We start from the raw sequence: 13,943 nt of genomic DNA on the forward strand, positions 1-13,943 counted from the left end.
AGATGAAAATCCGTTCTAGAGGTACCAATGTCAGTGGTTCCGTTTGATGAGGAGCCGGATGATGTGAAAATGTCACGTCCGGTTCTGAAGACGAGTCGGTGAGGCGACTCACCGGCTTAGTTTAATAGTGGTTAGAGTATTTCGGCCAAAAGTTTGGTCGGATAACTGTCGCAGTTAATCCAGGCTACACAAGCCAAAATTGTTCCAGCTGTGGTGAAGTGGTCAAGAAATCTTTATCGACTAGAACCCATGCCTGTAAATGCGGGTGTCGGCTGGATCGTGATGTTCCTTCGGAACCGCTTCGCGAACACAATGCTGCTAAAAATATCCTAACCAGAGCCTTGGGTACCGTGGGGCACACGGGAACTTATCAAAACGCTTGGGGAGATCTGTCCTCTACTCTTCCTGGTTCCGGCCTGGTTGAGCAAGACGGGTCTGTGAGCCAAGAATCCCCTGCCTTCTAGGCATGGGGAGTGTCAAGAGATTTATTCCGCTGCCTACGAGAAGATCTGATCAGTAATGCAGAAAATTCCAGGGGCTTCTTCAAAATGGCGTGAGTTCACTAATATCTAACGACTAAAATAAACACAACAAGCAGTGACTTGCTAGAGCTTGTCAGCTGGTAGCGCCTTGTCTTTCGTAGTGATCCTGTAAAACATGGAAATTTTCTGCACCCGTCCTGGCTGCCCAAATCCCCATAATTACTTTGATGATCTAGATAACAGAACCACTCTAACCACCACGGAGCAAAGGTATTGTAATAGCTGCGGCATGCCCCTGATTGTAGCAAGTCGCTACATTCCCTCCCAGCTGCTGCGCAAAGGAGGATTTGGAGCGGCATTTCTAGCACGCGATCGCTATACCCCTACCTTGCGTCAATGTGTCGTTAAGCAGTTCCAACCGTCTGGGAGAATTAGCCAGAGGGAACTACAAACTGCCCACAGATTGTTTGAGCGGGAGGCAACGGTTTTAGAGAAATTGGGCAGGCGTCACCCCCAAATCCCCGATTTGTATGCCTACTTTCCGTTGACGGTGCCGAGTCGGAAACCGGGTAAACAAGACCAGTTTTTCTATCTGGTACAGGAATATATTGATGGACAAAACTTGGAGGAAGAACTCAACACCTTAGGAGCATTCTCTGAAGCCAAAGCCATAGAAGTGTTAACAGAAATTCTCAAAGTCCTCCAATTTGTCCATGACAATGGCTCCATTCATCGCGATATCAAGCCTTCCAATATTATGCGCGATCGCAATGGGCTTCTCTATCTATTAGACTTTGGTGCAGTTAAGCAACAGGTAAACCCAGGAACAACAGCGGCGAGGTCTACTGGTATTTATTCCATCGGATTTGCACCACCGGAGCAAATGACCGGTTCTCAAATTTACCCTTCAACGGATTTGTATGCTCTGGCAGTGACTGTGATGGTTTTGATGACTGGCAGAGAACCTAATGAACTCTACGAACCTGTTACCCATGAATGGAACTGGAGAAGTTATATCCAAATCAGCAATGAACTTGAGAGTATTTTCAATCGACTACTTATGCCAATGCCCAATCAACGCTTTCAGTCTGCTCAGGAGGTTCTTGATGCCATAAATAGTTTAAACATTGCTCAGACAACCCCTCAACCCCGTCACGGATCAGTTCTACCAGTATCCCCACCCTCCCGGCCCCACACCAGGCAACCACAAACCCACTCACCCCTATCCAAACCCCTTAGAGCAAAATTCTCTCTACTTGAGGTACTAGGGGCGGCTGCTTTTACTGGATTTGAGGGAGCTTTATTATTCCTTGCGGCAACTGCTTTTGCTACGCTGGTCTCCTCCAACCCACTCGGTATGCTTTTATGGGGAATGAGTTTGGGAGGGCTAATTTATGCTCAATATCGCAGGTTTATTGAAAAAATTGACCTAGTGATTATAGGAGGCATCAGCTTGGCACTGTTGATACTTTTCCCGGTGTTGCGAGTCCAGCAGTCAATCCAGTTAGTTATCATAATATCAGTTCTAGCAGCAGCAGCAGCGATCGCTCTGACGGCACTTTTCCGGCTGGTATATCAACTGTTATCTCGAATACTATAGCAGGGGCGTTGCTGATTAATGGAATGATGCAGGGTAACTGACAACGGAACTTATGTCCGATGAAAAACGAAACGAGTGTTCTTTTGCTATCGATGGTGATTACGGTAGCTATGGTGTTGGGAGGCTTATGGTGGCTTCAGAAAAGTCAGATAATCACACTGCCATTTCCGGAGGAAACGGAGGAAGATGAACCTAGGGCTAAGGTAACTCCAAAAACTACAAACATTAAGCCTGAGATAATCATCGCAGAGCACCTTAGTGCCGGAGATAGAACCTTAATATCAACAGAGGTAACACCAGCCAAACAGGCAGCAGTCAAAGCATTTGCTTCTGGGAATTATGGTAAAGCGGCTTCCTTACTGGAGGCATCGCTCAAAGCTAAGAAAAACGATCCAGAAGCTGTGATTTACCTCAATAATGCTCGGATCGGTACATCTAAGTCTTATACAATTGCGATCTCAATACCTATTGGTGTAGAGGTAAATGCAGCCAAAGAAATGTTACGGGGTGTTGCCCAAGCCCAACAGGAAATCAATGCTACGGGTGGTATTAATAATGTACCCTTAAAGGTGCTAATTGCTAATGATGACAATGATACCAAGGTTGCTAAAAAAATAGCTAAAGCTTTTGTGGATAATCCAGATGTTTTGGGGGTTATTGGTCATTTTAGCAGTGAGGTCACCCTGGCAGCCGCAGAGGTTTATCAAGAGAATCAGTTGGTGGTGATTTCTCCGACTAGTACCTCAGTAACTATTTCAAGACTGGGTAATTATGTCTTTAGGACTATCCCTAGCGATCGCTTTTTTGGTAGCGCCCTGTCTCGCTACATGCTCAATCAATTAAATGTACGCAAAGCAGCTGTCTTTTTTAATTCCCAGAGCAACTACAGCCAATCTCTTGCCGATGCATTTACCACTGCCTTGTTTGCTGATGGTGGCGAGGTAGTGGCAGAGTTTGACTTTGCTAAACCTAACTTTAATGCTGGTGTTGATGTCAAACAGGCGATCGACAACGGTGCAGAAGTGTTGATCTTAGCTCCCAATTCCGCCACCCTTAACCAAGCGTTACTAGTCGTGCAGGTCAATGATGGACGTTTACCCATGCTAGCAGGGGATAGTCTTTACAAACCCAAGACCTTGCAAATCGGTGCTAAGGATGCGCGTCGTATGGTGTTGGCAGTCCCCTGGCATATTTTGGGCGCTCCAAATTCCCCCTTTCCCCAAGCCGCCACGAAATTATGGGGTTCAGATGTGAACTGGCGCACTGCCTTAACTTACGATGCTACTCAAGCTTTAATCGCAGCCCTCAAACAGCAGCCAAGCCGTTCCGGTGTACAAAAAGCCCTATCCGGATCAGGTTTTCAGCCCCAAGGAGTATCCAGCAAAATTCGGTTTTTACCATCAGGCGATCGCAACCAGGCTGTCCAGCTTGTCAAGATTGAAGCAGGTAATCGTTCCAGCTTTGGTTATGACTTTGTGCCGATTCCTAGCAAGTAGAAACCGGGCAATATAGAAATAAGAGCGTTGCCCAATTTTGGAATAACTGATCAATATTTTTGCCATTTTGTCACCTGATCAGTGGTCAAATCTTGTACCATAAGTTATTTAGCTAAGTTATTTAGCTAAGTTATTTAGCTAAGTTATTTCCCTAATCAGGAGTATCCAACAAGGGCTTTTGTTAACTAGTTGTATTTAATTGTATTCAGTTGTATTCAGTTGTATTCAGTTGTATTCTACAGGGTCACTATGTGAACCACCGTTGATGGTTTTTCGTTGACCTTCAATTGTCAACGGTTAACCATCAACCATTCCACTCATCAATTACCTTGAAAGATTACAAAACAAATTAGTATTAAGCATTAGTCCGGGTAATCAACAGGGTTTGCCTGTATAAAAATTAGCACTAGCGTATGTATCAGAACAACGAAACTAAGCTTCTTGGGCTATCATTGATGATCTCCTTAGCTTTGGTATCTGGGTGTCTGTGGTGGTTTAAAGTGACCACATCTCCCTTATCTATGCTGGTATCGAAAAATACATCTTCAGAGAAAGCAAGCATACCAAATTACCTTAGTAGGGGAGACCATATTTTATTTTCTGATTCAACAACACTGGAAAAACAGCTAGGAGTAGAAGCGGTTACTGCTGTTAATTACGACGAGGCAGTGGTTAAATTCACCGAATCCTTAGACCTCCACGCTGATGATCCAGAAGCTCTCATCTACCTTAATAACGCTCGTATTAGGGACAAACCCTCTCACACCATTGCTGCTGTTGTGTCCATTAGTGATGACTTAAATACTGCCAAAGATATACTTCGGGGTGTGGCTCAAGCTCAACAGGAAATCAATCAAGCTGGTGGAATTAAAGGTATTCCTCTCAAAGTACTGATCGCTAATGATGATAATAATCCAAAGGTGGCAAAAAAATTAGCATCAAAGTTGGTGAGTAATCCAGAGATTTTGGCAGTTGTTGGTAATTTCACAAGTAAGGTGACCCAAGCGACAGCAGATAGTTATGAATCCGGTAAATTGGTAACAATTTCTCCCATTAGTACCTCAGTAAAGTTATCAGGAATTAGCGACTTTGTTTTTCGTACTGTCCCGAATGATTTCCTGGCAGGTAGAGCATTAGCTAAACACATGGTGCAAGACCTCAAGCAGCATAATGTTGCTGTTTTCTACAATTCTCAAAGTGAGTCTAGTCAGTCTCTTAAGTCAGAGTTTGTAACCGCTGTCTTCTTGGAAGGAGGACGAGTAGTTAGTGAGTTTGACGTGTCTGAGAAAAATTTTAGTGCTGCTAAAAGCTTTAAACAAGCGATTAATCGTGGTGCTCAAGCGTTGATGTTAGGTGCTGATTCTAGCAGCCTTGATCAGGTACTAAATGTGGTTCAGCTCAATAGCAAACACCGCAATAGTTTGGGTCAACAATTAGTTATTTTGGCGGGAAATCAAGTTTACAGTACCAAGACATTGACAGTAGCAGGTAAAGATGCTGAAGGTATGGTAGTAGCATTACCCTGGCATCCCCTAGCCAAGCCTGGTTCTGAATTTCCCAAAACCGCTTATCAGCTTTGGGGTATTGATGTTAACTGGCGCACAGCCATGGCTTATGATGCTGTGCAAGCCTTAAGTGCTGGGATTAGACGTAATCCTACTCGCACCGGAGTTCAACAAGAACTTTCAGCACCGAACTTCTTTGCTAGAGGTGCTGCTGCTCCGATTCGTTTTTTTCCATCAGGCGATCGCTATCAACCGGTCAAATTGGTGACAATTGAACCAAGTAATAGTTCTAGCTTGGAGTATGAATTTGTGCCAATTCCTTAACCCTGATACCAATTTTATTTATGCCTGCTAGGGATGATGATGGGGAGATGGGGAGATGGGGAGATGGGGAGATGGGGAGATGGGGAGATGGGGAGATGGGGAGATGGGGAGATGGGGGGATTATTAATCTGTAGGAATATTTTTTATAATTGGTAAGCTGATGTGTATTGAAATTGGTTATTTCCCGTTCCCTGTTCCCAGCTCCCCTGTGTGGAACGGGCATCTTGTGTGGAACGGGCATCTTGGTGGAACGGGCATCTTGCCCGTTTCAATTTATTGTTTATCTCAACTCCCCAATCTCATACTTAAATCCAACCAACTAGAGCGAGTAATGGGAGCACTGCTGGAGATGTAATCTACTCCTGTTTCGGCCACTGCACGAATCGTCTTTAAGGTCACATTACCCGATGCCTCAATTTTAATGTTGTTGTTGCTTACACGAATTAGCTTAACTGCTACCTCCATCTGCTCAACTGGCATATTATCCAACATGATAAGATCAGCATTGTGGGCGATCGCCTCTTCTACTTCCGCGAGAGTTGTTGTCTCTACTTCTATGGTCATAGGATAGGGAATAGTATTACGAATTCGAGCGATCGCTTCCCCAATTCCCCCAGCGGCTTGAATATGATTATCCTTAATCATCACCGCATCATCCAACCCCATGCGATGGTTAATGGCTCCTCCCACTTGAGTTGCATATTTTTGCAATAGTCTTAAGCCTGGAGTAGTTTTGCGAGTATCCACCAACTGAGTAGGCAAATCAGCAATTTTTTCGGCATACTGACGGGTTAGGGTAGCAATGCCACTCAGACTCATAGTTAGATTTAAAGCTACCCTCTCTCCCATCAACAAAGCATCAAAAGGTCCGTGAAAACGAGCGATGGCTTGGCTTGGCTGACAACTTTCTCCTTCTGCTACTAGCGGGATAAAGCTGACCTTTTCATTTAATAAATAGAACACCCGCGCTGCTATTGGCAATCCCGTGATTACACCTGCTTCCTTAGCGATCCATTGTCCGTTTCCAGAACTAGCTTCTTGAGTGAACAAACCTTGGGTGGTGCGATCGCCTCTACCAATATCTTCTTTGAGCCATTGATGCAGTAGAGGGTCTAACACTATTGGGGGAGGTAATATCGCCATAAGTCTTACCAAAAAACCTGGTTATTTTTTTTAGTTTTTAGTTTAACGAGTTATTATCTCAAGTTATCCAATAAATCATTTAATTTAATGTTTTATTAACTTCATCCTTGTTTTTTAAAATTTTTTCTACCCAAATTGTATCAGCTTTTGATAAACCAGGAATATTTTTTTGTTTGTAGTCAATCATTAAATCATAGCGCCCTTGGTCATAAACTTGATGTAAAATCATTTGTAAATCTAGAAGCATTTCTGGATCTTCTGGACATAAAGGTAAAGGAAAAACAGGAATCACATCTTGAAGGTTAAAAGCATATAGATAGGCTTGAGGCCGTTGATGACTAGGACTAACTAAAATGTGATAGTCACGCTCGATATTCTGATTTAAATTAATCAGTGAATTACCTTGACGTAGTAAATCTATTTCTACGAAATTTGTTTTACTATTTAAAATAAGCTGACGTTTGTTTTCATATTTTTTCCGACCTTCTCCTACATTTTTATTGATAGGAGAAATAATTTCAATAGCCGTAACCACTTTTCCGGTACCAACTCTCCTAACTTCTAGATATCCTTGCTTAATAGTTTCTGTCAGAGCAAGTTCTATCGTTAAAGGTTCGGTAGAAGGAACTGCAACAGCTACATTAGACTCGGGATATCTGATCGTATTTTCAGAGCTTTTAGCAATGACATTATCAGGAATACCAATAAGCGTGGACTTTTCTCCACTAGTTTCGTAGATTCGCACTTCTACCGCAACTACATATTTAGGGGCTAACTGTTGGTTTAATAAGCGAGCAATTTCCGTAATTAGCCAATGATGTACGCTTGACCAATAGGCTGAATCTTCTAAATAGGGATTCATTCCAGGGAATGGTGAGGGCATGGTTATTTATACTTAAACTTACGGGGTAACATAGAAGCTAAAAGGAAGAAGATAAAAAGACATGAAGGCTGTTAAAAAAAGGTTAGTTTTACTTAGTTTTGAACTTGGGATTGGTCACATCAAAATTGTAGAAGCAATGAACGCTCCACGCTCTGCCATAGTGTATAAACCAACGTGATGAGCAATTTTCTGGGGATGAATTGCCGTCTTTGGCAAACCCTGCTGGGCTGCCATCTCTGCCGAGAGGTCGAAGGTGGAACAGCCTTCGGTATAAACGGTAATGTCTTTTAACGTTGGTACCATATCATGATTGCGTGCTGATAGCATAGTAACCACGAAGTCCATGACGCAAATATCGGTACAGATTCCTACGACTACTAAGGCTTCCAGTTTGTGCTGGTTTATCCAGCTAATTAAACTATTGTTGCCAGTATCTACATCAATGGAACCGATAAAACCATTGATGCAGTCTTTTTGAATTAAAGTAGCGTGGGGATGAGTTTCTAGCCATTCCAGTTCAGGAACGAGCTTTTCTTCCCCAGACCCTTTTTCACAATGAGGAGGATAGGGAGGTTCTGGTTTGCCTGGTTCGTGGGTATCTAGAAAAGCTAAGACTGGCCAACCTTTGGCGGTGAAAGCTTTTGCTAGGCGATCGCTTTCTGATACCATGGTGGCTATTTGCTGATTTGGTTCTGTTGGAGCCAAAGGACCAAAACCAACAGTGCAAAAGCCATTGAGCACATCCACAACGATCAAACCGGTGGGACGATCGCCAATAGTATAGGGCTGAGGGTCAATGGGTAAGGCGGCTTCAATTGCTGCTAAGGTGGCATCGGGAGTAGTTAAAGAAGTTACCATCAAAACCTCCTGGTTATTCTTGGTATCGACAATTTAAAAAGCTAAGTTATGATTTCTTACCCTACCGCGAATTCAGTAAATTTCCTAAGGTAAGGGGCATGATAGGCCAGAACAATATCTTGGTGAGGGACACCGCGTTCAACTAAGACGTTGGCAATCCCAACTTCTGTACCATCATTTTGAATCCAAATCTTATTATCTTTAAGGTCAATGTGAATTGTGGAACCATAAATACGGCGACGATTACTCCATCCGGCATGGACAAGCTGGTAGCGGTCTCTTTCGGTATCAAAGATTAATTCCACTTCTACCTCACCATAAGCGGGTTTGTGGCTGCTGTATTCGGTTAGAATCTCTTTGACGAATTGCCGATATTGCTCTAGTTTTGCCATTGAACAATTTCCTCCTTAGTTGGCTCGAATACAATCAATTTTAGTTGATACTCTTGGGTAATAAGTTGAACGAAGCGACGGGCAAAGAAGGTCTCGTAAATTTCAAGAGGAATAGCTAAATACAAGAATCTATCTGGTTCTTCTGCTTTGAGGGCAAAGCGATAATTAAGGAATTGTCCCAAAACCGTATGGAATTCAGAAATTGCCGAAGGCTTGAGAAAGGTTTTAATTTCAACAGCTATTTTTGCTTCATCTTTTTCGGCTGCAATGAGTCTTTCGGCACCCAAATCGATGTAAATTTCAACTTCAGCAAAATTGATGTAGAGAGGATCGTGAGTAATACACCAGCCGTCCTTCTGTAAAGCTGATTTTACGGCTTCATGGAAGGTATCTCTGGCTGCCATTGTTGACCTCTACTTTAAAGTTGTGGGAATTAGCGATCACTCTAAATTATATCAATTAGATAGAGCCTCTTCTTGACTTATTACTTATTACAGGGTGACTTTAGGCAACTGCAAACCCTGTGTGCTTCCTGACTCCTGGTGATTTGAAGCCTAGAACAATACGCTCTTTAGGAATGCCTGCTTGTAGGAGTTCCCCAGCGATGCCATCCTCTGTCCCATCCCGATGAATCCAGATTTTGCCATCGATAATTTCCACATGAATGATACAGCCGTGAACTTGACGTACTCCCTCCCAACCAACTATCATTAATAGGTAGCGATCGCGATTAGAATCAAACACGCTATTTCGTTCAATTTCTCCATAAGAATAAGGAATTTGTGCGTAGTCAGAGATAATTTTTTGAATAATCTGCCGGTATCGCTCTAAAGTGTCCATCTAATAATATCCTCCGCTTCAGAATCAAAAACCAAAAGACGAACTCGATTGTTTTTTATCAACAGCTCACCAATAGGTTCTTCAAACAATCCACTGGCAACCTCTTGGGATACGGCTAAATAAAGCTCTCGGTCCGGTTCAACTTCGGCGAGAACGTCATGATATACAATATACTGACCAATTGCTTTCTCAAGATCGTTCATTTCCGATAGACCCAGAAAACTTTTAATTTCAACAGCGATTTTGCGTTCGGCTCTCTCGGCTGCTAAGAGTTGCTCTGCTCCCAAGTCAACATACATATCCTTCTTACCCCATTTTAAACTGAGGGGATCGTCGGTAATTGTCCAACCATCTTTAATGAGAGCATTTTTGACACACTCGTGGTAAATGTCTTTAGCTGGCATATCTCCTTAAACACCTCATCCACCTTCATATTACAGTGCGATCGCGTAGCGTAGCCCTTCGGGCTAATCGCCTTTGGCGCGCTCTGAAGAGCGATCGCTAATAGTATTGGGATTAGGGTCAATAGGATTTTATTTTTTGGATCGATTAACCAAGCTACAGCGGTTTTCAATTCGGTGAGGTACAAACTTCTGGGTTTTAGGGAGCAGGGAGCAGGGAGCAGGGAGCAGGGATGTATTCGGGGGCATCTCACTTTTGCAAAAATACGACCATTGAAGGCTAAAACACAACTCCTGTTCCCTGAGTTATAGATTTACAACTTTGAGATTCACCCTCTGTATTCTGGCATCAGCTTGATTTTTGAAAGTAAACGGCTCTGGAATTATGACTTAGATACTGTAAACTTTAAAGCTGCATAATCTCCATCTCTATTCAATCAGCGTTAAATTATCAATTAAGATTTCGCATTGATTTAAAGCCTACTGGCTGGTTATTTTGTTACTAATTTTCCAAGTCCAACAACGTTACTCTCACTTTAACAAATACTTTTTTGCTTCATCAAAACTTTACGAAAGTTATCCTGATATTTGACTGTGTATTGTGAAAAAGTAACTAAGTAAACATATTAAATTAAATCTGAGAGATATTTTAAATGCCAGTACCACAAGACTTACAAAATTATTTAACAGAGATTCAAGATTTCTTGGAATCACAGAAAAATAGATTAGAGGAAAAATACAAAAAAAAGAAAGGAAAGTCACCAACAAAAGATACATTCAAGGAATTAACTCAAGCTATCAACTGTGTCAACAATCTAAAAGAAATCCAAAACCAGATTTATAAATATTTGAATGATCTAGAAAGTTAGTTATTGTCCCTTTACCGAACTTGCTATGTAAAACTTTTATAAACTAATCATAATTAGTGGGCAATAAGTGTGTTTTTAGGCATACTAGATTCGGTATATATGTTAGTATTATTATACAGTATTAATTATTACATTAATTAATACTGTAATAACTTATTTCAATATTAGTCAGCAAAAGATACTGCTATTATTTTCTTATAATAGGGATCAATAAATCTATACAATTTTGAAGTTCCTTATAAGCAGAATGGCTTATTTGACCGCCAATGAGTCTGTCCTTAATATATATGAGTACATCCACATATTCTTTACTACATACACTCTTTGTATCTTCCCTAAAAGAACGATCAGATTCAATACCCCTTCCTGATTCTAGCATTATAGTTAAACGTTTTAAATACTGTTCTGTACTCTTTTTAACTTCCTTTTTAACTTCCTCATCTGTACTATTTTTAACTTCCTCAGGAGGTGCATCTGTTCTCTTATCCAAGATATATTCTGCTACTGAAGTTACTAAATAATCACATTGTCTGTCTAGCCAATCCGCTGCTTCAAAACGAAACTTCTGGCTATCAACTAAGCCCACTTTAATTTCCATTTCCAGATATTCTTGCATCTTTTTTACCTCTTCACTTAAAGCATCATCCTTATCCCGGACTCGATTTTCTATATATTTCAGTAATAGTTTAAGCTTTTCTAAGATAGTAGTTCCTTTGTCTATATCTGCAAAGTTTATAGCATAAAAACTCTCCATTCTTTTGATTCTGTTTTTGAGATGTTTTATATCAAATTCTTTTTGTTTTAATACCAGTTCAAGAGCTCTTTTTTCTGCTTCATAAGATTTTTTTACACTATCCAAATTTCTATCAAATCCTTTTGTGTACTGGTCAAGACGAGCCTTATACACATCTGATTGGTTTTTCCATGCCGCAATAAGTCCAGTAAACACACCCATCAAAGCAGTCACAGCAGGAACAATAGCACTATATTGCGTAGACTGTGTAGCTTGTGATGCAACTGCCTGCGGAGTTTGAGTAGACTGACCTAGAAATAAAGTAAATAAATTAATATATTCGCCCATAAAACTTTCATTAGAATAAAATTTATCTCTCTTCTGTCACTGTCGGAACTAGCGATCGCCACAACCATTATGGTAACAAGGATTCAGTGATTTGAGCCTAGTTTTGATTTATTATTAGGAAATAATGTTGCGTTCGCGTAGGGTCACCTACGGTCAATCCCTTGTTGTGTAAGAGTTACAGAACCAAAGAAATTGCCAGGGTTATACCCAGTTTGACAGAAGAGGGATAGGTTTGCACTGTTATCAGTGCTTTTTAATAAGTGCTATTTATACCGCTATTTCCTTGGATTCTAACATTAGAGAAAGTTGTGCAGATTTCCACCAACGCTCCCCCTGTACTAAGGTATGAACTTGCCAACTGGGTGAAGTTTGGGGATAATCCCTGCGGTAATGTCCGCCCCGACTTTCAGTACGCAATGCTGCACTTTTGAGAATTAAATGGGCGATATCCAGGAGATTGAATGTTTCTGCAGCCGTTCGCAATTGCTGCTCCGCTAATGGTGACTCAAATTTAACGGTTTGGTTGGGCAGTAAATCAAGCAGGTATTGACTCACTTCTAAGCCAGCCAATTCAGAGCGCCAAGAATTAACTTGGGCAAGGGCTGACTCTAAAACTTCCTGGGAGCGACAAATTCCTGCACTTTGCCACATCAGGGAGGGCAAACTTTGCCTTACTGAGGCTATCTTCTCGATGTCCCTTTCCCAGTCACCTTTCTCTTTTATAAAGGGTAGGGATTCCGCCAGAACTGGATTAGGAGCTGTTTGAATCTCAGCTAATTGAGCCGCAAAAACCAAGCATTCCAATAAGGAATTACTCGCTAAGCGATTGGCACCATGAACCCCTGTACTAGCCGTTTCGCCAATGGCATATAGCCCTGGAATTGAAGTGCAACTGGTCAGATCGCAAGCCACTCCTCCCATCCAGTAATGGGCAGCAGGTGCAACGGGAATGGGCTGCTTTAAGATATCAATGCCCCAATGTTGACATACGTTAATAATATTGGGGAAACGATAGCGAATTCGCTCTGGCTCAATGGGTTGCAAGTCTAAATAAACATGGGCGTGGCTAGGATCGCCGGAGGTTTTTTCTAAGTGACTAAAAATTGCCCGACTTACCACATCTCTAGGAGCCAACTCCCCGGCTGGGTGGTAATTAAAAGCAAAGCGATCGCCTTTGTGATCTACTAAATGTGCCCCCTCTCCCCGGACAGCTTCTGTAATCAAAAAGCGAGGTGCCCCTGGTTTGGTTAAAGCTGTGGGATGAAATTGGAAAAACTCCAAATCTCTGACAATTGCGCCAGCCCGCCAAGCCAGTGCTACTCCATCTCCTGTACTTACGGCTGGGTTAGTGGTCTGGGCAAAAACTTGACCGCCACCACCTGTGGCTAGGATTACCGCAGAGGCTTTTAGCCAAGATATCTGACCTTGATAGAGGAGGCTAATCCCCTGACAATGACCAGTTGCTGGATTGAGCCATAAACTCAAAGCCACTGCGTGAGAAAGCACCTTAATATTGGGACGCTCTAAAACTTTGGCAGTGAGCGTATCTACAATTGCTCGACCTGTGGTGTCTGCCGAATGGAGGACGCGGGGACGAGAGTGAGCTGCTTCTAGGGTCATGGCTAGCTTTTTGCCTTTGCGGTCAAAGGCTACCCCCATCTTGACTAGAGAGTCAATGGCAGCAGAGGCATTTTCTACCAGAAACGTTACCGCCTCGCGATCGCAAAGACCAACACCCGCTCGCAGGGTATCCTCTAGGTGAAGCTCTGGGGAATCTGATGGGTCAATCGCCGCCGCAATCCCTCCTTGGGCCCAGTTGCTAGAGCCTGTTTTCAGAGTGTCTTTGGTAATTAAACCTACCTGCAAATGAGCAGGTAGACAAAGGGCTGCATATAGCCCAGCCGCACCACTGCCCACCACTATGATGTCAAATTGGGAGGGAGTGTTGGCAGATGGGAAAGACTCGTCAGGGGATGATTTAAACTCTTGCACGATAGGTCATATTTCACTAATCTGTGATTAATTCCTAAGCAGTTCTTAGTTTTAACAACACAAATTGCTTATAAACG

The 13,943-nt window shown here is 42.3% G+C and carries 14 protein-coding genes and 1 pseudogene; 5 read left to right on the forward strand and 10 right to left on the reverse strand.

The window, feature by feature from the left end:
- Positions 1-128: 128 nt before the first annotated feature.
- From F6K57_RS01460 to F6K57_RS01475, 4 genes and pseudogenes are all read left to right on the forward strand, one after another.
- Positions 129-464 (forward strand): annotated as a pseudogene (locus F6K57_RS01460) (transposase); the annotation flags it as partial.
- 193 nt (positions 465-657) lie between these two features.
- Positions 658-2,082: a serine/threonine-protein kinase gene (locus F6K57_RS01465; protein WP_293064161.1), complete on the forward strand. Its 1,425-nt coding sequence runs from the start codon at positions 658-660 to the stop codon at positions 2,080-2,082.
- Positions 2,083-2,141: 59 nt separating this feature from the next.
- Positions 2,142-3,578 (forward strand): ABC transporter substrate-binding protein, encoded by a 1,437-nt coding sequence (locus tag F6K57_RS01470; RefSeq protein WP_293064163.1) that lies wholly within the window; start codon positions 2,142-2,144, stop codon positions 3,576-3,578.
- 413 nt (positions 3,579-3,991) lie between these two features.
- Complete coding sequence (locus F6K57_RS01475; protein ID WP_293064165.1) at positions 3,992-5,407, forward strand: ABC transporter substrate-binding protein; 1,416 nt, start codon at positions 3,992-3,994, stop codon at positions 5,405-5,407.
- A gap of 285 nt (positions 5,408-5,692) precedes the next feature.
- On the opposite strand, the gene nadC is transcribed toward F6K57_RS01475, so the two are convergent.
- The 8 genes from nadC to F6K57_RS01515 all read right to left on the reverse strand — a co-directional run bounded on the left by nadC (position 5,693) and on the right by F6K57_RS01515 (position 10,178).
- A complete protein-coding gene (nadC, locus tag F6K57_RS01480; RefSeq protein ID WP_293064168.1) occupies positions 5,693-6,550 on the reverse strand; it encodes a carboxylating nicotinate-nucleotide diphosphorylase in 858 nt (285 codons plus the stop codon).
- A gap of 79 nt (positions 6,551-6,629) precedes the next feature.
- The gene (locus tag F6K57_RS01485) at positions 6,630-7,433 is read right to left on the reverse strand and encodes a DUF4058 family protein (RefSeq protein WP_293064171.1); all 804 of its coding nucleotides are present in this window, start codon (positions 7,431-7,433) and stop codon (positions 6,630-6,632) included.
- A 114-nt stretch (positions 7,434-7,547) separates the two neighbouring features.
- Entirely contained in the window at positions 7,548-8,291 is a 744-nt protein-coding gene (locus F6K57_RS01490) for an isochorismatase family protein (protein ID WP_293017618.1), read from the reverse strand.
- Between the two features lie 56 nt (positions 8,292-8,347).
- On the reverse strand, positions 8,348-8,683 hold the full coding sequence (locus tag F6K57_RS01495; RefSeq protein ID WP_075903795.1) for a XisI protein: 336 nt from the start codon (positions 8,681-8,683) through the stop codon (positions 8,348-8,350).
- Positions 8,671-9,087, reverse strand: coding sequence for a XisH family protein (locus F6K57_RS01500; RefSeq protein WP_075903793.1), 417 nt, complete (start codon positions 9,085-9,087; stop codon positions 8,671-8,673). The genes F6K57_RS01495 and F6K57_RS01500 overlap by 13 nt, the downstream gene beginning before the upstream one ends.
- Positions 9,088-9,187: 100 nt before the next feature.
- On the reverse strand, positions 9,188-9,523 hold the full coding sequence (locus F6K57_RS01505) for a XisI protein (protein ID WP_293017614.1): 336 nt from the start codon (positions 9,521-9,523) through the stop codon (positions 9,188-9,190).
- Positions 9,511-9,927 (reverse strand): XisH family protein, encoded by a 417-nt coding sequence (locus F6K57_RS01510; protein WP_293064175.1) that lies wholly within the window; start codon positions 9,925-9,927, stop codon positions 9,511-9,513. Before F6K57_RS01510 ends, F6K57_RS01505 begins: the two co-directional genes overlap by 13 nt.
- Positions 9,840-10,178, reverse strand: coding sequence for a hypothetical protein (locus F6K57_RS01515; protein WP_293064178.1), 339 nt, complete (start codon positions 10,176-10,178; stop codon positions 9,840-9,842). Before F6K57_RS01515 ends, F6K57_RS01510 begins: the two co-directional genes overlap by 88 nt.
- 399 nt (positions 10,179-10,577) lie before the next feature.
- On the opposite strand from F6K57_RS01515, the gene F6K57_RS01520 reads away from it, so the two are divergent.
- Entirely contained in the window at positions 10,578-10,793 is a 216-nt protein-coding gene (locus tag F6K57_RS01520; protein ID WP_293064180.1) for a hypothetical protein, read from the forward strand.
- Positions 10,794-10,980: 187 nt separating this feature from the next.
- Here F6K57_RS01520 and F6K57_RS01525 read toward each other — a convergent pair whose 3' ends face one another.
- Entirely contained in the window at positions 10,981-11,874 is an 894-nt protein-coding gene (locus F6K57_RS01525; RefSeq protein WP_293064182.1) for a hypothetical protein, read from the reverse strand.
- Between the two features lie 267 nt (positions 11,875-12,141).
- Positions 12,142-13,866 carry an L-aspartate oxidase gene (nadB, locus tag F6K57_RS01530; RefSeq protein ID WP_075903785.1) on the reverse strand — a complete coding sequence of 575 codons (1,725 nt, stop codon included), beginning with the start codon at positions 13,864-13,866 and terminating at the stop codon, positions 12,142-12,144.
- Positions 13,867-13,943: the final 77 nt, after the last annotated feature.

The organism is Moorena sp. SIO4A5, from assembly GCF_010672005.1.
GTDB lineage: Bacteria > Cyanobacteriota > Cyanobacteriia > Cyanobacteriales > Coleofasciculaceae > Moorena.

What these genes read in the sequence shown, in the direction of transcription:
- F6K57_RS01485 (WP_293064171.1), bottom strand. Translation starts at nt 7,433, where the DNA reads ATGCCCTCACCATTCCCTGGAATGAATCCCTATTTAGAAGATTCAGCC.
- F6K57_RS01505 (WP_293017614.1), bottom strand. Translation starts at nt 9,523, where the DNA reads ATGGACACTTTAGAGCGATACCGGCAGATTATTCAAAAAATTATCTCT.
- nadC (WP_293064168.1), bottom strand. Translation starts at nt 6,550, where the DNA reads ATGGCGATATTACCTCCCCCAATAGTGTTAGACCCTCTACTGCATCAA.
- F6K57_RS01490 (WP_293017618.1), bottom strand. Translation starts at nt 8,291, where the DNA reads ATGGTAACTTCTTTAACTACTCCCGATGCCACCTTAGCAGCAATTGAA.
- F6K57_RS01495 (WP_075903795.1), bottom strand. Translation starts at nt 8,683, where the DNA reads ATGGCAAAACTAGAGCAATATCGGCAATTCGTCAAAGAGATTCTAACC.
- F6K57_RS01510 (WP_293064175.1), bottom strand. Translation starts at nt 9,927, where the DNA reads ATGCCAGCTAAAGACATTTACCACGAGTGTGTCAAAAATGCTCTCATT.
- F6K57_RS01470 (WP_293064163.1), top strand. Translation starts at nt 2,142, where the DNA reads ATGAAAAACGAAACGAGTGTTCTTTTGCTATCGATGGTGATTACGGTA.
- F6K57_RS01500 (WP_075903793.1), bottom strand. Translation starts at nt 9,087, where the DNA reads ATGGCAGCCAGAGATACCTTCCATGAAGCCGTAAAATCAGCTTTACAG.
- F6K57_RS01475 (WP_293064165.1), top strand. Translation starts at nt 3,992, where the DNA reads ATGTATCAGAACAACGAAACTAAGCTTCTTGGGCTATCATTGATGATC.
- F6K57_RS01465 (WP_293064161.1), top strand. Translation starts at nt 658, where the DNA reads ATGGAAATTTTCTGCACCCGTCCTGGCTGCCCAAATCCCCATAATTAC.
- F6K57_RS01525 (WP_293064182.1), bottom strand. Translation starts at nt 11,874, where the DNA reads ATGGGCGAATATATTAATTTATTTACTTTATTTCTAGGTCAGTCTACT.
- F6K57_RS01520 (WP_293064180.1), top strand. Translation starts at nt 10,578, where the DNA reads ATGCCAGTACCACAAGACTTACAAAATTATTTAACAGAGATTCAAGAT.